The organism is Hahella chejuensis KCTC 2396, from assembly GCF_000012985.1.
Lineage (GTDB): Bacteria > Pseudomonadota > Gammaproteobacteria > Pseudomonadales > Oleiphilaceae > Hahella > Hahella chejuensis.
In genome coordinates, this window is record NC_007645.1 from 4,527,795 (window position 1) to 4,548,263 (window position 20,469).

The 20,469-nt window shown below is 53.2% G+C and carries 22 protein-coding genes; 7 read left to right on the plus strand and 15 right to left on the minus strand.

Going from position 1 to position 20,469, the window contains the following annotated elements:
• The first annotated feature begins 8 nt into the window (after nt 1-8).
• Complete coding sequence (locus HCH_RS19610) at nt 9-890, plus strand: LysR substrate-binding domain-containing protein (RefSeq protein WP_011398161.1); 882 nt, start codon at nt 9-11, stop codon at nt 888-890.
• 17 nt (nt 891-907) lie between these two features.
• On the opposite strand, the gene HCH_RS19615 is transcribed toward HCH_RS19610, so the two are convergent.
• From HCH_RS19615 to HCH_RS19625, 3 genes are all read right to left on the minus strand, one after another.
• Nucleotides 908-1,420: a GNAT family N-acetyltransferase gene (locus HCH_RS19615; protein WP_011398162.1), complete on the minus strand. Its 513-nt coding sequence runs from the start codon at nt 1,418-1,420 to the stop codon at nt 908-910.
• Between the two features lie 119 nt (nt 1,421-1,539).
• On the minus strand, nt 1,540-1,989 hold the full coding sequence (locus HCH_RS19620) for a hypothetical protein (protein ID WP_011398163.1): 450 nt from the start codon (nt 1,987-1,989) through the stop codon (nt 1,540-1,542).
• Between the two features lies 1 nt (nt 1,990).
• Nucleotides 1,991-2,857 carry an AraC family transcriptional regulator gene (locus HCH_RS19625; RefSeq protein WP_011398164.1) on the minus strand — a complete coding sequence of 289 codons (867 nt, stop codon included), beginning with the start codon at nt 2,855-2,857 and terminating at the stop codon, nt 1,991-1,993.
• Nucleotides 2,858-3,059: 202 nt separating this feature from the next.
• Here HCH_RS19625 and HCH_RS19630 point away from each other — a divergent pair, with 202 nt between their 5' ends.
• On the plus strand, nt 3,060-4,025 hold the full coding sequence (locus HCH_RS19630; RefSeq protein ID WP_011398165.1) for a phytanoyl-CoA dioxygenase family protein: 966 nt from the start codon (nt 3,060-3,062) through the stop codon (nt 4,023-4,025).
• On the opposite strand, the gene HCH_RS19635 is transcribed toward HCH_RS19630, so the two are convergent.
• Both HCH_RS19635 and HCH_RS19640 read right to left on the minus strand, forming a co-directional pair.
• Nucleotides 4,022-4,492: a lipocalin family protein gene (locus HCH_RS19635; protein ID WP_041598810.1), complete on the minus strand. Its 471-nt coding sequence runs from the start codon at nt 4,490-4,492 to the stop codon at nt 4,022-4,024. The two genes, HCH_RS19630 and HCH_RS19635, sit on opposite strands and share 4 nt — an antisense overlap.
• A gap of 224 nt (nt 4,493-4,716) precedes the next feature.
• Entirely contained in the window at nt 4,717-5,034 is a 318-nt protein-coding gene (locus tag HCH_RS19640) for a hypothetical protein (RefSeq protein ID WP_011398168.1), read from the minus strand.
• A 78-nt stretch (nt 5,035-5,112) separates the two neighbouring features.
• On the opposite strand from HCH_RS19640, the gene HCH_RS19645 reads away from it, so the two are divergent.
• Nucleotides 5,113-5,511: a helix-turn-helix domain-containing protein gene (locus HCH_RS19645; protein ID WP_041598811.1), complete on the plus strand. Its 399-nt coding sequence runs from the start codon at nt 5,113-5,115 to the stop codon at nt 5,509-5,511.
• Between the two features lie 161 nt (nt 5,512-5,672).
• Here HCH_RS19645 and HCH_RS19650 read toward each other — a convergent pair whose 3' ends face one another.
• From HCH_RS19650 to HCH_RS19665, 4 genes are all read right to left on the minus strand, one after another.
• Entirely contained in the window at nt 5,673-6,422 is a 750-nt protein-coding gene (locus HCH_RS19650; protein WP_011398172.1) for a hypothetical protein, read from the minus strand.
• Nucleotides 6,423-6,429: 7 nt separating this feature from the next.
• The gene (locus HCH_RS19655; protein ID WP_011398173.1) at nt 6,430-8,181 is read right to left on the minus strand and encodes a hypothetical protein; all 1,752 of its coding nucleotides are present in this window, start codon (nt 8,179-8,181) and stop codon (nt 6,430-6,432) included.
• Nucleotides 8,178-9,236, minus strand: a complete 1,059-nt coding sequence (locus HCH_RS32580) for a DUF4123 domain-containing protein (RefSeq protein ID WP_158304980.1) — start codon at nt 9,234-9,236, stop codon at nt 8,178-8,180. Before HCH_RS32580 ends, HCH_RS19655 begins: the two co-directional genes overlap by 4 nt.
• A gap of 197 nt (nt 9,237-9,433) precedes the next feature.
• Entirely contained in the window at nt 9,434-10,294 is an 861-nt protein-coding gene (locus tag HCH_RS19665; RefSeq protein WP_011398175.1) for an MBL fold metallo-hydrolase, read from the minus strand.
• 214 nt (nt 10,295-10,508) lie between these two features.
• Here HCH_RS19665 and HCH_RS19670 point away from each other — a divergent pair, with 214 nt between their 5' ends.
• Together HCH_RS19670 and HCH_RS19675 are read left to right on the plus strand one after the other, a co-directional pair.
• On the plus strand, nt 10,509-10,790 hold the full coding sequence (locus HCH_RS19670) for a peptidylprolyl isomerase (RefSeq protein ID WP_011398176.1): 282 nt from the start codon (nt 10,509-10,511) through the stop codon (nt 10,788-10,790).
• A 161-nt stretch (nt 10,791-10,951) separates the two neighbouring features.
• A complete protein-coding gene (locus HCH_RS19675; protein WP_011398177.1) occupies nt 10,952-12,736 on the plus strand; it encodes an ABC transporter transmembrane domain-containing protein in 1,785 nt (594 codons plus the stop codon).
• A gap of 11 nt (nt 12,737-12,747) precedes the next feature.
• Here the strand turns inward: HCH_RS19675 and HCH_RS19680 are convergent, their stop codons facing one another.
• Entirely contained in the window at nt 12,748-13,152 is a 405-nt protein-coding gene (locus tag HCH_RS19680) for a YbaN family protein (protein ID WP_011398178.1), read from the minus strand.
• Nucleotides 13,153-13,433: 281 nt separating this feature from the next.
• Between HCH_RS19680 and HCH_RS19685 the strand changes: the two genes are divergently transcribed.
• Nucleotides 13,434-14,708, plus strand: coding sequence for an O-acetylhomoserine aminocarboxypropyltransferase/cysteine synthase family protein (locus tag HCH_RS19685; RefSeq protein ID WP_011398179.1), 1,275 nt, complete (start codon nt 13,434-13,436; stop codon nt 14,706-14,708).
• 195 nt (nt 14,709-14,903) lie between these two features.
• On the opposite strand, the gene HCH_RS19690 is transcribed toward HCH_RS19685, so the two are convergent.
• The 5 genes from HCH_RS19690 to HCH_RS19710 form a co-directional block, all read right to left on the minus strand.
• Complete coding sequence (locus tag HCH_RS19690) at nt 14,904-16,760, minus strand: nitric oxide reductase activation protein NorD (protein ID WP_011398180.1); 1,857 nt, start codon at nt 16,758-16,760, stop codon at nt 14,904-14,906.
• A gap of 10 nt (nt 16,761-16,770) precedes the next feature.
• Entirely contained in the window at nt 16,771-18,156 is a 1,386-nt protein-coding gene (locus tag HCH_RS19695; protein WP_011398181.1) for a cbb3-type cytochrome c oxidase subunit I, read from the minus strand.
• 24 nt (nt 18,157-18,180) lie between these two features.
• Nucleotides 18,181-18,621, minus strand: a complete 441-nt coding sequence (locus HCH_RS19700) for a c-type cytochrome (protein ID WP_011398182.1) — start codon at nt 18,619-18,621, stop codon at nt 18,181-18,183.
• A gap of 96 nt (nt 18,622-18,717) precedes the next feature.
• On the minus strand, nt 18,718-19,071 hold the full coding sequence (locus HCH_RS19705) for a hypothetical protein (RefSeq protein WP_011398184.1): 354 nt from the start codon (nt 19,069-19,071) through the stop codon (nt 18,718-18,720).
• A 28-nt stretch (nt 19,072-19,099) separates the two neighbouring features.
• On the minus strand, nt 19,100-19,894 hold the full coding sequence (locus tag HCH_RS19710; protein ID WP_011398185.1) for a CbbQ/NirQ/NorQ/GpvN family protein: 795 nt from the start codon (nt 19,892-19,894) through the stop codon (nt 19,100-19,102).
• A 201-nt stretch (nt 19,895-20,095) separates the two neighbouring features.
• Between HCH_RS19710 and HCH_RS19715 the strand changes: the two genes are divergently transcribed.
• Nucleotides 20,096-20,404: a c-type cytochrome gene (locus tag HCH_RS19715; protein WP_011398186.1), complete on the plus strand. Its 309-nt coding sequence runs from the start codon at nt 20,096-20,098 to the stop codon at nt 20,402-20,404.
• Nucleotides 20,405-20,469 lie beyond the last annotated feature (65 nt).

Genomic DNA, 20,469 nt, shown 5'->3' on the forward strand with positions numbered 1-20,469 from the left:
TATCGATAATGCACTACACCCTGCGACAATTGGAAATATTTCTGGCCGCGGCGCACTTCGAAAACATCACCCAGGCCGCCAAAAGCCTGTCCATGTCTCAATCCGCCGCCAGCGACGCGCTGCGCAATCTGGAATCCCAATTCAATATTCAATTGTTCGACCGCATCGGCAAAAGCCTCCAGCTCAACGAACTGGGACGCATGCTGCGTCCCCGGGTGGAGGCGTTGATAGAACGCGCTCGCGACCTGGAGTTGGACTTTCAACAGCATACGGATATCGGATCACTGAAAGTGGGCGCCACGCTGTCCATCGGTAATTATCTGGCGGTCAGCATCATGGCGGATTTCATGCAGCAACATCCCGGCGCCAAGGTATCCCTGGAGGTGGCCAATACCACCACTATCGCAGGCAAGGTGCTTAATTTTGAATTAGATGTGGGTTTGGTGGAAGGGGAAATCAATCACAATGAACTGGAAGTGATTCCCTGGCGCGACGATGAGCTGAAAATCTTCTGCGCTCCCGACCACCCGCTGGCGCAGAAGAAACTGCTGGACGACGAAGATCTGGTGCGCGCCCACTGGATATTAAGAGAGCGGGGATCAGGAACGCGACAGGCCTTCGAGTGGGCCATGCATGGCATTCTTCCTGACCTCAAAGTCTCTATCGAATTGCAGCACACGGAGGCGATCAAGCGCGCGGTGGAGGCGAAGCTGGGGATCGGCTGTCTGTCGCGGGTAACGCTGGTGGACGCATTCAAACGCGGCAGTCTGGCGCCGCTGGAGGCGCCGCATCGAAACTTCCAGCGCCGCTTCTACTTTATTCTGCATAAAGAAAAATACCGCAGCGCCGGTATCGACAACTGGCTGGAGTTATGTCCCCAACTTACCTGATATGGACAGGAAGCGCCTCAGGTGAAGTTAACGCCATACAAAAACAAGTCGGCATCGTCATTGGGAAGTCGGGTGGTCTTCTCCAACGCCATGCCGATTTTCTCCAACAACCGGATCGAGCTGGCGTTGCTCTGGTCCACAATGCCGACAATGCGGTTCATTCCCAGTTTGGCTGCGCCAAAGTCCAGCACCGCCTTGGCCGCCTCGAAGGCGTATCCTTGCGAACGAAATTGCGGCATGAAAGCGAATCCGATATCCACGTCATCCAGTCCATCCCGTTTGATCAAACCACACATGCCTACTGGAACTCTATCTTGCTTAAGCTCAACCAGATAGAGCCCGAATCCTTCCCTTTCGTACATCGCCAACGGGCCAGTCTGGATATACTGGCGAGCGCCCTCCAGCGTTCTTATCCCACGGTCGCCGATAAAGCGTATCCATGATGGGTCGTTCAACAGCGCCAGAATGAAATGGTCATCCTCCAGCCGCAGCCAACGGAGCGTTAAACGTTCTGTCTCCAATACCTTCATGCTTATAACCGCCTGTTTATTAATTATTCTATCCAGATTCTTTCAACGTCCGGCCAATAACGCCCTGCGTCTAGCGTTTTGCCCAGCCAAATAACAAGTCAGCGCACTGCTCAATGACACTATTGGACACTGCCCAGAACCTTTTCCACCCACTCTGGATCGTCAGGAGTCACGATAACGGAACGACATCCCTGACGCTCACACTCAATTCCCACTCCAGGCAAATCGTCAATCATCAAATCAATGCCAAACAGCCTGGGGGCCTTGCTGAAGCGCGAATAACGCTGATTGGCGGCGACCGCTTCACGGTGATCATCCTGGTTGACCACCTCCCCTATTCTCACGCCCCACAAACGAAACCAGGCCTTAACGAACCAAGGTTTACGCAGAGAGGTGGTATATATCCAGATTTCATGATCTTTGGCCAGAGTCTGCATGAGCGTCGGCGCGCCTGTGCGCATGGCTTCACGGAACCATAGTCCTGCTGGCGGCCCAAGTCGACGCTCCCCAACCGCAAAGGGACCCGTAGTGGGGATCAAGGTGTCGTCCAGATCAAATGCTATACGCACGTCATTGCCCCGCTGCAGTAAAACGTTTGCGAAACCCTTGCGGGGTCACGCCTTTATGCTTCTTGAACAGACGATTGAAGTTAGAAAGATTATTAAACCCGGTCTGTTCCGCGATGAGCGCTATCGGCGCTGCGGTATTGATCAATTTTGAGCAGGCCTGCCCCAGGCGTATCTGGGTCAAATACTGATTAAAGCTTTGATTCATATGCTTGCTGAAAAAACGACTGAACTTGCTGACGCTCATGTTGTGTCGTCGCGCCATATCTTCGATTGTTAACTTGTCTGCAAACGCCAGATGGGCGCAGTCCAAAATGCCGTCCAGAATATCCTGCTCACGGCGACTGGTCGTCCCGGTACAAAAGTTCGCGGAAGCCAGAGGAGTATGCGGTATTTGAGCCAACCCACCGAGCAACGAGAGTAAGGTCAGCAAACGCTCTTTAGGACCCTGCGTCGGCAGTGCGGTAAACAGACGCTCCACCGATGCATGGTCTGTTGGCGAAAAAGTTAAGCCCCGCCGGCTCTGCTTCAGTATGTCGCCGACATCGCCGTACTCTGGAAAATTCTCCAGCAAGCGGTCCACCCACTGCTGATTAAACCACAGCACGTAGACCGTGTGCGGCTTGTCTTCGTCAGGCCGTTGCGAGGAGCGCCAGCTATGGGGCAAGTTCGGACCTATCAACACCAGATCGCCGGATTCATAGCGGTCTACATGATCGCCCACATAACGTTGACCGGCGCTGTTCAGGGTGTAGGTGAGTTCGTATTCGGGATGGTAATGCCACTGGAACGGCAGCTCATCTAACTGACGCAGAAAAAAGCGCCAGGACGCGTCCTCCGGATATCTGACTTTTTCATATAGCGCTTTCATAGCCTTTCACCGCATTGCCGAACTGTTGCGCTATCATCGCCAATCGACTGCGCCAGTCATACTATTACGGCCATATACTCCCACAGAATGACTGAAAAGTATCATTCTCCGCTCTATTTTCACAACCAGCCCCTGATTACGCCAAGCAGAATAACTCTGTTCCCAACCAGCATCAGCGTAGGCAAGAACAGGAGACAACAATATGAACCCGCGCTATGAGTATAAGGCTCCCGGCAATCGCAGCGTTTCCGAACCCGGCGGCGTGCAATTGAAAGACATCCGCAAACAGCTTCCTTTACGCGTGCTCAGTGAATCTGATTTCGAATTCTGGCGCGCCTGGGGATATGTCGTCATTCCCAACGCAATCGATGCAGTTCAGTTAAGAGCCACACAGACACTGCTCTGGGAGTTCACGGAAATGGACCCGTCGAACGCTTCGACCTGGAACAAACCCCAGTTGCGCAATCATGAAATGAAAGAGCTCAATAACAGCGGCATGGTGGAGTGCTATCACCATCAGACGCTATGGAATAACCGCCAGACGCAACGCGTCTATGACGCTTTTGTAGATATCTGGGACCGGGAAGACTTATGGGTCACCATTGATCGCGCCAACCTGAATACGCCCAATCGCAACGGACGCCAGTTCACCGGGTTTATTCACTGGGACGCGGACACAACGCTGGAGCCCCCTCCTATTGGCGTGCAGGGAGTGCTGGCGTTGTCCGATACGGACGAACACTGCGGCGGCTTTCAGTGCGTACCGCAACTTTTTCACGACTTTGAACGGTGGAAACAAAACCAGCCTGCTGACCGCGATCCCTGGGTTCCCGACCTGACAGGTTATGAGCCAGAGTTCATCCCCATGCGCGCGGGAGACCTGCTCATCTTCAACAACCTGTTGGCCCATGGCATTCGTCCCAACCAATCTGACCGGGCGCGCATGGCGCAGTATATCTCTATGGCGCCGGCGAATGAGGCTGATGAAGCGATGCGAAAGTGGCGCATAGCCTCATGGCGAGAACGCACGCCTCCTCAAGGGTTCGCATTTCCCGGCGATCCCAGAGAGTGGGAGAAAACGTGCTATCCGCAAGCCCGTCTTACAGCGCTTGGTGAGAAGCTGCTAGGCCTGGAATCCTGGCGCGGAAGTCGCGTCGAGCCGGCCTAATCCGCTTTGGCGAACTCCGGCGGCGGTTTGATCAACTCAAAATCGCTGTCGGTTTTGCCTTCTTCAATAAAGTAGTCATCGCTGTCCTGCGGGAAGTTATATTGAAAAGTATTTTCAGTAATGGATATTACCCTGAACGAGTTGGACTGGCCGTCGTCATGGGTCTCCACATACATACCGCCTTCATAGTCCCATGCGCCCTTCTCTAGCGCCAATGTATATTTTTTCGCAGACATATCCATGGACAAATATTCCTGCTCAAAACGACCGTCCGCTGTCCGCGTGATTTTCCAGTACTCCTCAAGGCCAGAGTAATTACCTTCGTCATCCGCGCTGCCGTCGCCCTGCCAAACGCCCACCAGCGCCGCTTTGGCCTTGGTGGCGTCTTGCTTCAACTCAACATCCGCATGACACGCATTCAGCGACAGAGCAGCCGCGAAACCAAAAATGCTATAGATCCGTTTCATAAGGGAGAGCCAATCTCTTTGTGATGTGTTCTTATCATAACCAAGGCCGTGGCCACCATCCTGAGCGACCACACCTTTACTCACACCCTATTCTTAGATGGCGATTGGGGGAAAAGCAAATTAGACCAACTATTTGTCTCTCAGTAGCGGGTCTGTCATATTCAGGTGAAAGAGGATGTTCAAAACTCTGAAAATTCATCAGCAATTATACACTTAGCGCTCCATTATAATTTACTATCTTTTATAAGCAGCTCTTTAGCTTTCTCCAAAATAATATCCACTGCGTAAAACTCATCAGGCAAATCAGCCAAAAAGTCCATGCTTATAGCTTTATCTGGATTACACTTTGCTATATCACGCAATAGCTCCACATTCTCTTGCCCTTTAATCCCATATAGATTCAGTATTTCCCAATATCTTGCCGACTCACTAGAATGCGGATCATAACCATTAATACTTACAAAATGACTTCTTTCGCTTTCACTCAAACTATCAATAAAAGCTACCACGGCCTCATCAAATTTTTTTGGCCAATATTTCATACAGCCTCCTTATAAGTAGAAAAAATTTCTAATAAAATAGGCGACTTACGACCACTCAATCTGATCATATTTTGCCCCGTGAAGTACGTCAATCATCTTAAGCCCGCTGAAATAAAGACTCTTACCGATGGATTTCGATACAGCCCGAGCTCCCGCTTCCGTATTCGCTGTCACGCCATACTGCTCAGCAATAAAGGGTATAAAATCGATAAAATTGCCGACATTATCGACTTCCACCGCAACACCATTTCGATCTGGATTGAGCAGTGGGAAAGCATGGGAATATGCGGCCTCATTAGCGACGCCTCCCCGGGAAGGCCGCTCATTTACACGGAGCAGGAACAAGAAAGGGTTTGTAAGTGGATTGACGAGCAGCCCCAACAACTACGAGATGTCCAGATACGTCTGGAGAAAGAAACTGGAAAAAGCGCCAGTCTGGAGACCGTTAAACGGAACTTAAAAAAAATCAAAGTATAGCTTCAAGCGATTCCGCTTTTCGCTGCGCGCGCTTCGGGATGAAGACGCCTTCCGCCAGTTTCAGGGCTTTGTGAAAGATCTTCAATCCTGGGAGGATGCGGGCGAAATCGAGCTTTACTACTTTGATGAATCAGGGTTCAGTCAGCGTTCCTTAAACAGGATTACCTATATTGAGCGTCCGTCGCGGTGAAACCAGCAATATCATTTGCTCCCAGACCTTCACGAATTTCAGTCATTAATCCGTTGGCAGCCTTTACTGCATCAATAGAGAATGCCCTGTCGTCTATGCCAGGAAATGAAAATCTGAGTAAATCCAGACCGGTAAACACTTTATCAAAAGAACCAGATCCAGAAATCTTATTGTACAGCCGAGCCGAAAGGTTCCTTCGGTAGGCTATATTTATGTCCAATACAGGTTCAACAGCTTTATCACCAACAATTACAAGTCCTTTTGGTGGAAGCTCGCGATAATCATGGTCTTTTTTTAAGTAAATCAGAGCCCCACCTGAAGAGACTGGGCTGTAAGTTCGAGCCTTTTTAGGTAGTACGCGCACCACATCAGAAACGTTTCCATCACCCACTAATAACTCAATAAACTCATCACTGCCCATTGTAACGAGCTTATCTAGTGGAAGGTCGACCGCCAAATTTACTATGCTCCCCCATACCTTATGATCTTTACCTTCACAGATAACATCTTCAACAAATTCTTCCAAATGAACTGACTGTGTATGATCACAGATGCTTTTCAGATACATGCAAATATTAAGCTCTGAAACCTCTGATACAACCTGCCTCAAATCTTGTATCAGGTCATCAGGAATTTTTCTTAAATCCATAATGGAGTTTGGCTTACAATAAACTTCCTTACCTAATTTTTCTTCTATCTTCAAAATCACGCTACTTTTCATTCTTTCCTCACTGAGGCTTTTTTGAGATTATCCTGAACTTAGAAGGCACATCTTCAACAACTTCGACACTGCCGTCTTTCATTTTTATATATACATCCTCTTTTTTAAATACCTCAAAGTCAAACTCAGAATACCCTAATCTTTCTCTCGCCCTACCAAATGACATTTTCTTGATGGCCTCCCTCATGGCTTCACCTTCATCCAGAAAACCTTCACTATTGTTTAGTTTAATTGCGATATATTCTCTCTTAAAATTATCACTATTTTTACTCATCAAAGATCCGTTCATATTTGGAGGATCAACATCAACTCCCATAATACTCTTGTATTTATCAATACCAAGCTCTAAAAAGAAGTCCGTTATAGATTCACTATCTTTCAGTCGAATAACCTTTTCATCGTCAGTAATATTTTCAATTACAAATTCAGGACCATGATCATACACTGCGATATTCCCAAGCACATTTTTATCATCTATCTTAACTTCAATATCTCGCGGATCTCCCATTTCTTTTATTATAAGATCCTCCTTGGAGACCACCACTGATTCAAGTTCAGACGTATCCTTCCCTTTTTTATGAAGCAACTCAAAATCTTTTGTGGTGACTTTATTTTGAGGTGGTTCGCCAAGCTTATTGCTCCCCCCTGATCCCGAACCATATATCAAGTCAGAAGAGGGCTCAACTCCAGAGACTTCCGCAACCGTCTCCCCGTCCGTCACTTCACTAATAGATGGAGCCTCAACGCTAGCAGGTTTATTAAGCTTAGCTTCGACGGAGCCATTTGTACTCCCTTTCTTTTTGATAAAGCGGTACTTTTTCTTAAGCTGTTTGGCCAAATTACGGAGCAATTCACCAAGTTTGGCGAGTTTTGGCATCAAGCGCGCCTTGCTGACTGCCATCCCTGCCGCCCCCACACCACCAGTTGCGGAAGCTAACAAAGCGGCCAGTACAATCTCAAACGCGCCACCTCCAGCGAACTCCGCCAGCTCGGTAATATGCTGTGACGTGGCGAACTCTTTTGCAAAAGACGCCAAAATAGTCTGGGTTTCTTCATCTTCGTATATAAAGGAAGCTATTTCCTGAGCCTCTGCTATAAGCTCAGGAGTGACCATATTTGGATCAAAGCCTAATGCTTTAACTAAAGCGTCATGATTAGATTTATCAAAATTCTTTATAAAGTCAGACTTCCAGTCATCAGTTTCTGTGTTATAAGACTCCCATGAGGTTTTAATTGCACGATTGAGCACCTCGGTGGGACTAGCAAGCTCAAGTACGTTGTCAAGGAACTCCAACATTCCAACGCCAGCGTCAAAAATCCCCTTCGCAACACGGTTCTCCAGATCCGTTTTCTTCTGGAGAATATTCAGTTTCGAAAACTCTTCGTCCCTCTTGGCCGCCTCTTCTTTTTCTTCTTTAAGAATTTCCTCAAGCGCTGAAGCAATCTGACCTCTAGCTGCGGATATAGCAGCTTCATCCGGCGCCTCGCCAAACTCGGCTTCAACCTCACTGGCAGGCAGATCTGAGAGCTTAGCTGCGCCATCGCTGCCTAATACGCCTGTATGTACAGAGCCATCTGTAACTACTGTCACTTTATAAGGCAGACCAGCAGCAGGCTGTGAGTTTTGCAGTTCGCATAACAAATCGAGAGTATGTTTATCCTCCAAGGCTTTTTGCAAAGGGCAGGCGCCCGCCAAGTCATCCACATTGCCCGACTGGCTCTCCGCCTTAGCATCTATTGCATCGCTCTTTCCACTCATGAAGCCAAGTCCTCTATCTGCATATTGGCGTTGCGCCAGTAGTCGTAAAATGCTTTAAATCTATCGCTGATAGAGCCTAATGTTCGTTTTTCCAGAAAATCCCGTGTGATCCACTGGTTGCCAGGCTTATCCAGGAAATCCCACCCTAAAAAAACGCAGGTTTTTATGTAGTAATAGGCATCGCGACGCGCTTGCAAACCTAGACGCTTAAACTGGATAAGGGCGTCGCCTATGCGGGCGCGTAGTTCAGTTTCTGAGTAGTGCTGTAATCTCTGTGGGTAGGCTTCGCGAAAGTCGATTACCAAGGTGCGAATAAAGGACTTGTAGACAGAACTACGCAACCTCTCTATCTGGTCCCGCCTGATTTTAAATGTGGACCCAGAGACATATTCCACATGCCGCCGCTGCAAATTGGTCAGCGTGGGGGTGGAACACGTGAGCTCTTCATCCTCGGCGACAAGCGCTCGGCTTGTTATTAGGTCAGCGTGATCTCGTTCAAACTTAAGCCAGAAGTTCGCGTCTTCGTCTTCCATCCAAAACTCGCCAATCTCGCCCATCAGCTTTTCGAGCTGACCCTCGTCGCATGTGGGAAGAAACTCGCGCAGAATGCGAGGGTCGTAATAGCGAAAGTACCAATTCTCATGATTGGGTCCACGCACTTTTGAAACTCGCCGAAAATGACGGACAACATCCTGCAAGGACTTATTGGAAGCGAGATATATGCCCCACCCTTTTCCCCATCCTTGTTCAAATACCCATGAAGCGAAGCGGCTGGTTAAAGTGACGACATGAGGTGAGGCGGATAACAACGTTTCACCGGCGTGAGGCCAAAACAGGCTGGAATGTTGGCAACCGCTACGTTTAATGGCTGGATAAAGTCGATTATCGATAGCGCAATCTAGAATCGCGTAGTAGTAACAAAATTGTGGACTGCGCCACCTGAGTTGCTGCAAATAGGGTTTAGCCTTCATCAACGACCACCAAACGTCAAAATCAGACGCAACATAGCGACAAAATGATAAAGCATGCCGAATACATCCCTTGTGATACTTCAATTCCGGGCCAATCTCGGAAATAGCGGCTCTGGGAAGAAAAGTGAGCGGTGTACAAAAAGATACAAACCGAAAAATTGTATTTTATTTAGCCATACAGACAATTCTCTGATTGGACTATGTCTAATGGGCCGGACACCTAACTATTACAAACCTCCTCCAAGCATTGCGTCCTTGCAAAGCTCTATCAAAGCCTGATGTCACCCGCCATGATAAATAGACAGAGCCATGCGGCGCACATGGGCAGGGAATTCTGTGGCGTAGTTGCTCCAGTCCTTATATTGGTCCAGTTTCAGTTCTTGCGACCAGCGGGGAATATTGTCCATGACCGCTCCAGGGCCTTTGGTGGCGATGGTTTTGTTAATCTGCGTAGAGACTAATTGATAGAGATCTTCCACGAAGGTTACGTTTTCCTGCAGAGCCTGCACGGAGGTGGAGGTTGAGTGCGCGTTTACCGCAATTTGCGGTTTCAGGTCCCGCATCAGTCTGAGGGCTTTCAGCACGCCCAGATAGTTGTCGTTGTCCATCCATATGCCGGGAATGATGTAACGGTCCGCATACAAATCCGCGCTGTAAATAATAGCGTCTTCAGGCAAGTGAATGATGGTGGAGGCGAAACCATCCGCAGGCCCGACATGGATCAGCGTCACTTTGCGGCCGCCAAACTGGAAACTGTGCTGGTCATTGAACACCGCGTGCACCTTTTTCGGGGCGGAACCTCCGACATCCAGATCAAACACGGCTTTACAGGAGAGGTGACAGATCACTTCCGCGCCGGGAAACGCCTCCGTACCGCCGACATGGTCCAAATGCTCATGGGATAGGACGATGCGGGTCACTGGGCGTGGCGTAAGTTTAGCGATTTCGGCCTGCAGCGCTTTCGCTCTTTCAGGATTAGCGGGATCAGTGATTAACACGCCATCCTCGGAGAGCAGCACCAGGCTGGTGACGCCAGCCTCGGAAATAGCGTATACATCCTGCTTCAACTTAGCGACTTCAGCTGCCTCAACCTCACCGATCATCAGCGTCGCCGCCAAAAACCAAATAATAATACTGTACATTTCAATTTCCTCATTTCTCGTGGTTTGAATGTTCGTGTACGGCAAAAAGTATTCGCCGAAAAAGAGATGGGAAGCCTAGGAATCAATTGGTTAATGGAAGGTTAACGCCAATTCGCATCGGCTGAATAGCGCCACTGGCGTTTAGCCTCGCATTCATTCAATTCCTGTGCTTTAATGCGCCCGTTTAAACCCACGTCAATATGAGGAGACTGCCATGGCACGGGCTAGCGCGCGTCACATCCTGGTAAACAGCGAAGATCAGTGCAACGATCTGAAAAAGCAGATCGAAGACGGAGCGGATTTCGCCGCTCTGGCCAAAGAACATTCTCAGTGCCCCTCCGGCCGCAACGGCGGCGAACTGGGCGAATTCGGCCCAGGTCAGATGGTTAAAGAGTTCGACCAAGTGGTTTTCAGCGCGGAAGTCGGCACTGTTCAGGGTCCGGTTAAGACCCAGTTCGGCTACCACCTGTTGGAAGTCACCAAGCGCACTGACTAAGAGCGCCGAGGGCGATGTTATTAACGTCGCCCTTCTCTCCTTCTCAACAGCCTTTATCTGCAATAAGTCCTTCTTTTTCCGCCCTCCCTCTTTAAATTTTCCGACTTTCCCTCCATAAATAACTTCAACCTTTTATCCGACCACCCCACAACGGTCCGCCCATGCAGCAAGACGTTTCTACAGCCCGCATCGGGGCGCTCAAAGCCACGTTTGAGTTTATTCTTCCTTACAAACGACAAATTGTGTTCGCGCTCTGCGCGCTGTTTTTCACCGCCGGCATCACGCTGTCCATAGGGCAAGGCGTGCGGCTGCTCATCGATCAGGGCCTGGCGACGCAATCGGAGCATATGCTGACCCGCTATGTGCTTATCTTTCTGGGCCTGATCGTGGCGCTGGCGCTCGGCACTTTCACTCGCTACTACTGGGTGACCTGGCTGGGCGAGCGCGTGGTGGCGGATATCCGGCGCAAAGTATTCGACCATCTCATCGAACTACATCCCGGCTTTTTTGAAAGCAATCGCGGACTGGAGATTCAATCCCGCCTCACCGCCGACACCACCCTGCTGCAATCAGTCATCGGCTCCTCCGTCTCCGTGGCGCTGCGTAATATCATCATGATGATCGGCGGTATCATCTGGCTGTTCATCACCAACGCCAAACTGACCGCCATTGTGATGATTTCGGTGCCTCTGGTGGTGTCTCCCATTCTGATATTCGGACGGCGCGTGCGGGGTCTGTCCCGGCGTAGTCAGGACAAAGTGGCGGACGTCGGTTCTTACATCGGCGAGGTGCTTGGGCAGATCAAAACCGTTCACGCCTATAATCATCAGAAATTAGACAAACAACGCTTTTCAGAACATGTTGAAGACGCCTTCAGCGTCGCCAAGGAACGCATCGTACAACGGGCCATTCTGGTGACAGTCGTCATCGTTCTGGTGTTAGGCGCGGTCGGCGCCATGCTGTGGATCGGCGGCCTGGATGTCATCCAGGGACGCATCAGCGGCGGCGAACTGGCGGCCTTCGTGTTCTACAGCGTATTAGTGGGCGCCGCGGTGGGCTCCGTCAGTGAAGTGATCGGCGAGCTGCAGCGGGCGGCCGGCGCGGCGGAACGTATCGTGGAGCTGCTGCAGTCGAAGAATGAAATCACCGCGCCGCAATTTGGCGTGAAAAGTTTACCTGAGTTAATCCCCGGCAACCTGTCTATAAGAGACGTCAGCTTTTCTTATCCGGCGCGTCCGGACGCCAACGCCATCGACCATTTGAACCTGGATGTCGCGCCGGGAGAAACCCTCGCGTTAGTAGGACCATCCGGCGCAGGAAAGTCCACGCTGTTTGACCTGTTGCTGCGTTTTTTCGATTGCAAGACCGGAGAAATCCGCCTGGAAGGCGTGGATATTCGGCAGCTTGAGCCTACGGATTTACGTCGCTGCTTCGCCCTGGTGTCGCAAACGCCGGCTCTGTTTTTCGGCTCCATTGAAGACAATTTACGCTACGGCAAACCGGACGCCACCCAAGAAGAAATCGAAGCCGCCGCCAAAGCTGCGAACGCCCATGATTTTATCGCCGCGCTCCCACAGGGCTACAAAACCCGCCTGGGAGATGCCGGCCTTGGCTTATCCGGCGGCCAAAAACAACGTATCGCCATCGCCCGCGCCATACTCACCGACGCCCCTATTCTGCTGCTGGACGAAGCCACCAGCGCGCTGGACGCGCAAAGCGAATATCTGGTGCAACAGGCTCTGGAGCGTCTGATGGAAGGGCGCACCACGCTGGTCATCGCGCATCGCCTGGCGACAGTGAAAAATGCGGACCGCATCGCCGTATTGAATCATGGTCGCCTGGAAGCCCTGGGCTCCCATAGCGAGCTGATCCGCGACAGCGAACTCTACGCGCGTCTGGCGGATCTGCAATTCAATACAGAATGGGAAGAGCCGGTCGTGGAGTAATTCGGGGCCGGTTAGTTGACCTGGGATTCGGGCTCGCCCGCGTCCTCTTCATACGTCGGTAAACGACACAGGTACAAGGTAGTGCAGGCGCCAATGCCGCTGAGCATAATCAGGCTCCACAGTTTGCCGACGACCACCATGGAAATGGAGAGTCCCACCCACAGACAGATCAACGCCCGCGCCCGCACCTTGCGGGTGACGCCGCGTCCTGACTCAAAGTTCTTCACGATCGGCCCCAAATGACGATGAGACACCAGCCAGTGGTGAAATTTCGGCGAAGAGCGCGCGAAACAGGCGGCGGCGAGCAGAATAAAGGGCGTGGTGGGCAGCAACGGCAGCACAATGCCAATGACGCCAAGCACCACGGAAGTCCAGCCAACGACGACCAGCAGTATGTGAAGTGATTGTTTACGCATGTCGCGCCAGTCATCCAGAAATTGAAATTCAGGGAAACTCCATAAACGTCAGCCAGAACGTTTTCGGGAGGCCCACATGGCCAATGCTAGTTTCAAATACGAACCATGGCAAATTCAGACGCCCGGCATATTGACCTGCGCCAGCTACCGGTACACTCTGTTGCAGGCCGTTGTTAACGACAACGATTCCCTAACTGATACAAATAGTTAGCCCGCCTTCAGGGCCGGCTGACGCGAATAAGCACAGAGCAAACACCCCCTTACGTGCAGCGGAGAGTTCCATGAAACAAGAAACTATCGCCATCCACGGCGGCTTTACCGGCGACCCGACCACTCATGCCGTCGCGGCGCCGATTTATCAGACCACCTCCTATTATTTCGACAACACCCAGCATGGCGCGGATTTGTTCGACCTGAAGGTGGAAGGCAATATTTACAGCCGCATCATGAATCCGACCAACGCCATATTGGAGCAGCGGATGGCGCAATTGGAAGGCGGTATTGGCGCCCTGGCGATGGCCTCCGGTATGGCGGCGATCACCGCCACGATTCAAACGCTGGCCCGCGCCGGCGACAATATTGTCAGCGTCAACCAGCTATACGGCGGCACGTACAACCTGTTCGCTCACACACTGCCGCAATCCGGCGTCACCGCGCGCATGTTCAACAGCGACGACCCCGCGTCCATGGAAGCGCTGATCGATGAAAACACCAAAGCCGTGTTTTGCGAATCCATCGGCAATCCCGCCGGCAATGTAGCGGACCTGGAAGCGCTCGCCGCTATCGCCCACAAGTACGGCATACCGGTGATCGTCGATAATACCGTCGCTACGCCGGTGTTGTGCCGTCCTTTCGATTTCGGCGCGGATATCGTGGTGCATTCATTGACCAAATACATTGGCGGTCATGGCACCACCATCGGCGGCGTGATCATTGATTCAGGCCGTTTCCCCTGGAAAGACAATCCCCGCTTTCCACAGCTTAACGAGCCTGATCCGTCCTACCACGGCGTGGTGTATACCGAAGCCCTGGGCGACGCCGCCTTTATCGGCCGCGCCCGGGTGGCGCCGTTGCGCAATATGGGCGCGGCGCTGTCTCCGTTTAACGCGTTTCTGATTCTGCAAGGCGTCGAAACCCTGTCGCTGCGAATGGAGAGACACGTGGAAAACGCCATGGCGGTATGTCAGTTCCTGGCCTCTCACCCCAGCGTCAGCTGGGTGAAATATCCCGGCCTGGAGAGCAGCCCTTATTACGAGCTGGCGCAAAAGTACATGGGCGGTAAACCTTCTTCCGTACTGAGTTTCGGCATCAAAGGCGGCAAAGAGGCCGGCGGACGTTTCATCGACGCGTTGCAGATGGTCAAGCGACTGGTGAACATCGGCGACGCCAAAACCCTCGCCTGTCACCCCGCCACCACGACGCACCGGCAGCTGGATGAAAAAGAACAGGCCGCCGCCGGCGTGTCCCCGGATATGGTGCGCCTGTCCATCGGCATTGAGCACAAGGACGACATCATCGCCGATCTGGAGCAGGCATTGGCGCAGGCGGCGTTGTAGCGATTAATCAGGCAGACAAACAGTTTCCTCTTATTTGTCTGCAACGACAGGGCCTGCACAGGTCAGGCCCTGTCTCTCGCGGCTCGCCGCGCAGATATCAGGTGTTTAGTTTTCTTCGCGATCCTCTGCTTATTTTCTATTACTCGTCTTCTATTACTCGCCTTTCATTACTTTACTTCTATTAATTTACTTCTATTACTTACTTTCCATTAGCGTCGCGTATAACTTTGGTAATTCCCGCGGCAGTCGTTGAATCGAGTTGACCAGGACATAGCCTTTGTCGCCAAACAAATACGGCAAGTAATCCCCCGCTTCTTTGTCCACCGTAATACAGAATGGAATCAGCCCCGCCCGTCGCGCTTCCAATACCGCCTGGCGGGTGTCTTCAAGCCCGTAGCGGCCTTCGTAGAGATCCAGGTCGTTGGGTTTGCCGTCGGTAAGAATCAACAACAGTCGCCGCGACGCTTTCTGGTCCCGCAGTATGGTCGTGGACTGCCGTATCGCCGCGCCGATACGGGTGTAAAATCCCGGCCGCAACGCCACAATGCGGCCTCGCACCGCATTCGTGTAGGGCTCGGCGAAGTTCTTGATGACATGAAAGCGAACATGCTGGCGCTTACAGGAGGAAAAGCCATACAGAGCAAAGCGATCGCCGACGGCGTCCAGCGCTTCGGAAAACAGCAGCAAGGCGTCGCTGATCACATCGATCACGCGTCTGTCGTTATCCACATAAGCGTCGGTGGACATGGACAGGTCCGCAAGCAATAGACAGTCCAGATCCCGCAGCCGCCCGCTGAAGCTTTTAAACATGGGTTGCTCGAACGCTCCCCCCGCGATTCTGTCGGCGCAGAACTCGTTCCAGCGCTCCATCTCGATTTCCTCTCCCTCCGCCTGATTACGACGCCAAAAGCGCATGGGACGCATCTGTTCAAATCTGGCGCGAACCGCTTTCACCGCCCGGCGTAGTTGCGGGGGCGGCGCGCAGGGCGGAGCACGATGGTCCAGCAATGGTTGCAGCAGACAATGATCCGGGAGCAGTCGGCGGCAACGATAATCCCACTCAGGTAGATACAGACCTGGACCTAGCGGCGTGTCATCCTCACTGGCGGACGGCAAATCCAGGTTCAGCTTGATGCGCTGTCCGCCGCCGAACTCCTGAGTGGACAGGCTCAGGTGGTCCAAATCTTCAGCGATGCGCGCCGCGTCTTCATCCGGGCTATCGTCCGCAGTACGGTCCAACTTCAGATATTCAGACCAACTGAACAGATTCTCCAGACGAAACACCAGCAATCCTTTGTCGCCATCGTGATCCTCCACGTACTCTCCCTGCGCTTTTTTACCGGCATCCGTTTCCGCTGCGGCAGGCGGCTTATCCTCTGGCGGCGTCTCATGCGCGGGCGCTTCCCGCCGCACTGGGCCAGTCCCCTCGCCTTGCGCTGGATACAGCCAAAATGGCGGCGGCTGCAGCCCGTCCATATCCGACGCTTGCATCGCTGCGAACTCCAGATGTTGCAAGGCGTTGCGCAGGCGCGTCTCTCTATCCTGAAGCTCGGAAGGCAAGCGCTGTAATGGAATACGTAACGGCAGATAGGCCTTGATTAAGGCGTCATAACGGGATCGCATCGCCGGGTAGGCGGCGCATAGCGCAACGTACCGATGACAGGCGGCCTGCGCCCAGTCGAGTCCGCCTGCGACAGAAGGCGACAGCGCCGCTGTCGCCGCCAGCATCCTGTATACCTCCCGATTCAGCTCCGGCGCTGGAAACAAGGCGACCTCCCCGGGCAACGCCAACACCTCCTCATTGAGATAAGGCAACGCCAGACGCCGATGACTGCCCGCCACACGCTGCCACAATGTGCGAGGCAGCGTAACGGGACGCTCCGCTGCGGTATCGATGCGCACAGCGCGTTCGCCGCCGAGGGCGCGGTACAGGACGCCGACTTCCTTGCGCATCTGCGTCAAGGTTACCGCCGCCTCGGCGTAACGGTCGTCCGCATACCGGGTTACCGCCCGATGCCAGAGACCGCCGACCCACTCTTCCACTTCAAACATGACGACTGGCTCAGGCGGACTGAGCTTGCGGGCCTTTGACAAAGAAACTGACGAAGTAACAGATCAACCCCACCAGAAACACCACTCCCGCACCTTCCCGCAGCCAGTAGAAAACAGCGATTTTTTCCTGGGTCACCATAAACGGCAAGGCCCCCGCCGCTTCTGGAAGGCGCTGCAGCCACACCTGTAGAATGCCGGCGCCGGTCAAAAACAGGGTGATGAACACCATGGCCACGGTCATCAGCCAGAAGCCCCACATTTCCACCACCTGGGAGCGATTGCTGTTGCCCTCGGTGCGTCCGCCCAATATCGGCATTGCGTAGGATATGATGGTCAGCACGATCATCGCGTAGGCCCCATAAAACGCCATATGACCATGGGCGGCGGTGATCTGAGAGCCATGGGTGTAATAGTTGACCGGCGCCAATGTATGCAAAAAGCCCCAGACGCCTGCTCCCAGAAACGCCATCACCGCCGTGCCCATGGCCCAGAGCGTGGCGGCCTTGTTAGGATGAACCCGACGCCGACGGTTGACCATGTTGAAGGCGAAAATGGTCATGGCGAAGAACGGCAAGGGCTCCAGCGCGGAGAACACGCCGCCCAGCCAGTGCCAATAAGGCTCAGGACCAATCCAGTAATAATGGTGCCCCGTGCCGATAATACCGGTGATCAGCGCCATGCCGATGATGACATACAGCCATTTCTCGATTACCTCGCGATCCACGCCGGTCACCCTGATCAGCACGAAAGCGAGAATCGAGCCCATGATCAGCTCCCAGACGCCTTCCACCCACAGGTGCACCACCCACCACCAGAAATACTTATCCAAAGCCAGATTGCTGGGGTTGTAGAAGGAGAACAGAAACATCACCGCCAACCCGACCAGACCCGTCATCAATACCACATTGATCACCGTTTTGCGGCCCTTGAGGAGGGTCATGCCCACGTTGTAAAGAAAGCCCAGACACACTATCACAATGCCGACTTTGGTCAGCGTGGGTTGCTCCAGGAACTCCCGCCCCATGGTCGGGAAGAACTTATTGCCGGTAATCTCCGCCAGTGTTGCGTATGGGACCATGAGATAGCCCAGAATCGTCAACACCCCGGCTGAGGCGAAGACCCAGAAGAGAATCAACGCCAGTTTGGGACTGTGCAGTTCCGTTTCGCACTCCTCCGGGACCAGAAAATAAGTCGCTCCCATAAAGCCGAACAACAGCCATACAATGAGCAGGTTGGTGTGCACCATACGGGCGACATTGAAGGGAATCTCCGGAAACAGAAAGTCTCCGATCACATATTGCAGGCCCAGAATCAGTCCAAACAGGATCTGGCCGGCGAACAGAATCAGAGCGAAAACAAAATAGGGTTTGGCTACCGCCTGTGACTGGTATTTCATGCCTTTTTCTCCATGCTGTCCCACTTAACCTTCGATATTGGGCGGCCAGTTGTTGTCGTCGATTTTAGAGGTCCATTTCAGGAACTCCGCCAGATCCTCCACTTGCTGCTCGCTCAGATTGAACTGCGGCATTTTACGTCGCCCGGGAACATCCAGCGGCTGCGCCGCCATCCAGGCCTTCAGAAACGCGGTGAAGGCCTGTTCGCCGCCGCGCCGGTCGAACACATTGGCCAGCTCCGGAGCAAAATAGGCGCCCTCTCCCATTAGCGTGTGACACCCGATGCAGTTGTTCTCCTCCCAAATTTCCTTACCTCTGGCCACCGCCTCCGTCAGCTGATCCCGATGATCGCGCTGCGGCAGAGCCTGGGTGGTCTGATAGGTCAATGCGAGAAACAGCAGAATAAAAAACAGACTGCCGCCGTAATAAATATTACGGGCGGCGTTCTTACTGAATTTTTCCGGCATGGCTTGCTCCCTGACGAAGTTGATGATGAGGTTGAAGCCCGGTGCGCCCGGACTTCGGAGTAAAAACAGCAGCGTTATGGCGGACCGGAGGGCGTTTCATTTCCGGCCCCAGATAGACAGCGGACGACCGGCGTTTTCGCGAGTCAGCGCATAGACGCCCCAAACCACACAGGCGCCGTGCGCCGCCAGCCAGTAAACCAGGACCAACGTGACCGTCATCGGCTCCCTGTCGCTCAACCACAATACGAACAACGGAATGACCACCAGCAAGGCGCCATTGATAAGCGCGCCTGTCAGCGCGATAGCCTGAGCCGACTGCAACGCCGCAGGCGCGCGCCGTCGGCGGCTGCGCCAGTACCACCCAAGCAGGATCAAGAACGCCGCCCCGGGCAGCGCCAGCAGATTTACCAGATACAAGATATGCGGCCATAGATAAGCTCGCTGCGCCATGGGATCACTCATCCTGAATCGCAGCCGGTCAATCTCTGCCGAAGTGAATATCGATCACTTGCGTCAAGGCGCGAAGCGTCTCTTCATCGTCGGTCAACGGCTCCACCAGACAGGCCTGACACGCGCGCATCGGATCAACGCCGCTCGCCATCAGGCGCGCCGTGTAAATCAGCAAACGGGTGGACGCCGCCTCTTCCAGATCATGTTGCTCCAGACGCCGCAAGGCCACCCCCACATCCACGATACGGCGCGCCAACTGGGGGCTGACGCCGCCCTCTTTTTCCACGATCCGGGTTTCCAGTTGCGGAACGGGATAGCTCAGACTGACGCCGACAAAGCGCTGTCGGGTGCTGGGTTTCATCCCTTTAAGCGCGTTCTGATAGCCTGGGTTGTAGGACACCACCAACATGAACCCGTCCGCCGCCTCTAATTGCTCGCCAGTACGATCAATGGGCAAGATGCGGCGGTCGTCGGCCAGGGGATGCAATACCACCGTCGTGTCCTTGCGCGCCTCCACCACTTCGTCCAGGTAGCACAAGCCGCCTTCCCGCACCGCCCGGGTCAGGGGGCCGTCCTGCCAGAACGCGCCGTCGCCGCCGATCAAATGACGTCCCACCAGGTCCGAAGCGGTCAGGTCGTCGTGACAGGCGACGGTGAATAAAGGTCGCTCCAGGCGATGGGCCATATGTTGCACAAAACGGGTTTTGCCGCAGCCGGTGGGGCCTTTTATCAACACCGGCAGGCCGTGGCTGTAGGCTTTTTCAAACAGTTCAATTTCACCGCCTTGAGGAAGGTAGAAAGGGGCGTCCTGAGGTGTGTTCATAGGCTGGCGATCCTGTGCTTGGTCCATGTCCAATCTCTGTTTTTTACCCTACCCGAAACCGGTTTTCGCTCATGTACCCACGATGGGGTATTTGGCCTTGGCGCTCGCAAAACATTGATCCTCATCAACTTTACCCACCCTCCGCTGACCTACTCTCGTTGTGCTCAAGGACATTCACCCAGCAGCAAAAAGGGGACAGCCATGGGAATATCCAAACCTGCAGCCTTAGTGTGTTTAGTCGCCGCCGTACTCTCAGGAAACGCCCTCGCAGGCGACCCGGCGGTCGGTAAGTCGAAGGCCGCAACCTGCGCCGGTTGCCACGGCGGTGAAGGAGTCAGCGGCAACGGACTATGGCCGAATCTGGCCGGACAGAAAGAGGGATACCTGATCAAGCAACTAAAGGATTTCCGCGACGGCAAGCGCAACGATCCGATGATGTCCAGCATGGCCAAGCCACTGTCGGACGACGACATCGCCAACCTCGCCGCCTTTTACAGTCAACTCAAATAGGAGTCATACGCGCCTGAATCGTCGTTAAAAAAGCGCCGTAGTCTCGCAAGGCGCGTCCGGGATCG

Bases quoted from the DNA above. Each gene is read 5' to 3' on its own strand.
- HCH_RS19610 (WP_011398161.1), top strand. From the start codon at position 9: ATGCACTACACCCTGCGACAATTGGAAATATTTCTGGCCGCGGCGCAC.
- HCH_RS19615 (WP_011398162.1), bottom strand. From the start codon at position 1,420: ATGAAGGTATTGGAGACAGAACGTTTAACGCTCCGTTGGCTGCGGCTG.
- HCH_RS19625 (WP_011398164.1), bottom strand. From the start codon at position 2,857: ATGAAAGCGCTATATGAAAAAGTCAGATATCCGGAGGACGCGTCCTGG.
- HCH_RS19630 (WP_011398165.1), top strand. From the start codon at position 3,060: ATGAACCCGCGCTATGAGTATAAGGCTCCCGGCAATCGCAGCGTTTCC.
- HCH_RS19635 (WP_041598810.1), bottom strand. From the start codon at position 4,492: ATGAAACGGATCTATAGCATTTTTGGTTTCGCGGCTGCTCTGTCGCTG.
- HCH_RS19640 (WP_011398168.1), bottom strand. From the start codon at position 5,034: ATGAAATATTGGCCAAAAAAATTTGATGAGGCCGTGGTAGCTTTTATT.
- HCH_RS19650 (WP_011398172.1), bottom strand. From the start codon at position 6,422: ATGAAAAGTAGCGTGATTTTGAAGATAGAAGAAAAATTAGGTAAGGAA.
- HCH_RS19655 (WP_011398173.1), bottom strand. From the start codon at position 8,181: ATGAGTGGAAAGAGCGATGCAATAGATGCTAAGGCGGAGAGCCAGTCG.
- HCH_RS19665 (WP_011398175.1), bottom strand. From the start codon at position 10,294: ATGTACAGTATTATTATTTGGTTTTTGGCGGCGACGCTGATGATCGGT.
- HCH_RS19670 (WP_011398176.1), top strand. From the start codon at position 10,509: ATGGCACGGGCTAGCGCGCGTCACATCCTGGTAAACAGCGAAGATCAG.
- HCH_RS19675 (WP_011398177.1), top strand. From the start codon at position 10,952: ATGCAGCAAGACGTTTCTACAGCCCGCATCGGGGCGCTCAAAGCCACG.
- HCH_RS19680 (WP_011398178.1), bottom strand. From the start codon at position 13,152: ATGCGTAAACAATCACTTCACATACTGCTGGTCGTCGTTGGCTGGACT.
- HCH_RS19685 (WP_011398179.1), top strand. From the start codon at position 13,434: ATGAAACAAGAAACTATCGCCATCCACGGCGGCTTTACCGGCGACCCG.
- HCH_RS19690 (WP_011398180.1), bottom strand. From the start codon at position 16,760: ATGTTTGAAGTGGAAGAGTGGGTCGGCGGTCTCTGGCATCGGGCGGTA.
- HCH_RS19695 (WP_011398181.1), bottom strand. From the start codon at position 18,156: ATGAAATACCAGTCACAGGCGGTAGCCAAACCCTATTTTGTTTTCGCT.
- HCH_RS19700 (WP_011398182.1), bottom strand. From the start codon at position 18,621: ATGCCGGAAAAATTCAGTAAGAACGCCGCCCGTAATATTTATTACGGC.
- HCH_RS19705 (WP_011398184.1), bottom strand. From the start codon at position 19,071: ATGGCGCAGCGAGCTTATCTATGGCCGCATATCTTGTATCTGGTAAAT.
- HCH_RS19710 (WP_011398185.1), bottom strand. From the start codon at position 19,894: ATGAACACACCTCAGGACGCCCCTTTCTACCTTCCTCAAGGCGGTGAA.
- HCH_RS19715 (WP_011398186.1), top strand. From the start codon at position 20,096: ATGGGAATATCCAAACCTGCAGCCTTAGTGTGTTTAGTCGCCGCCGTA.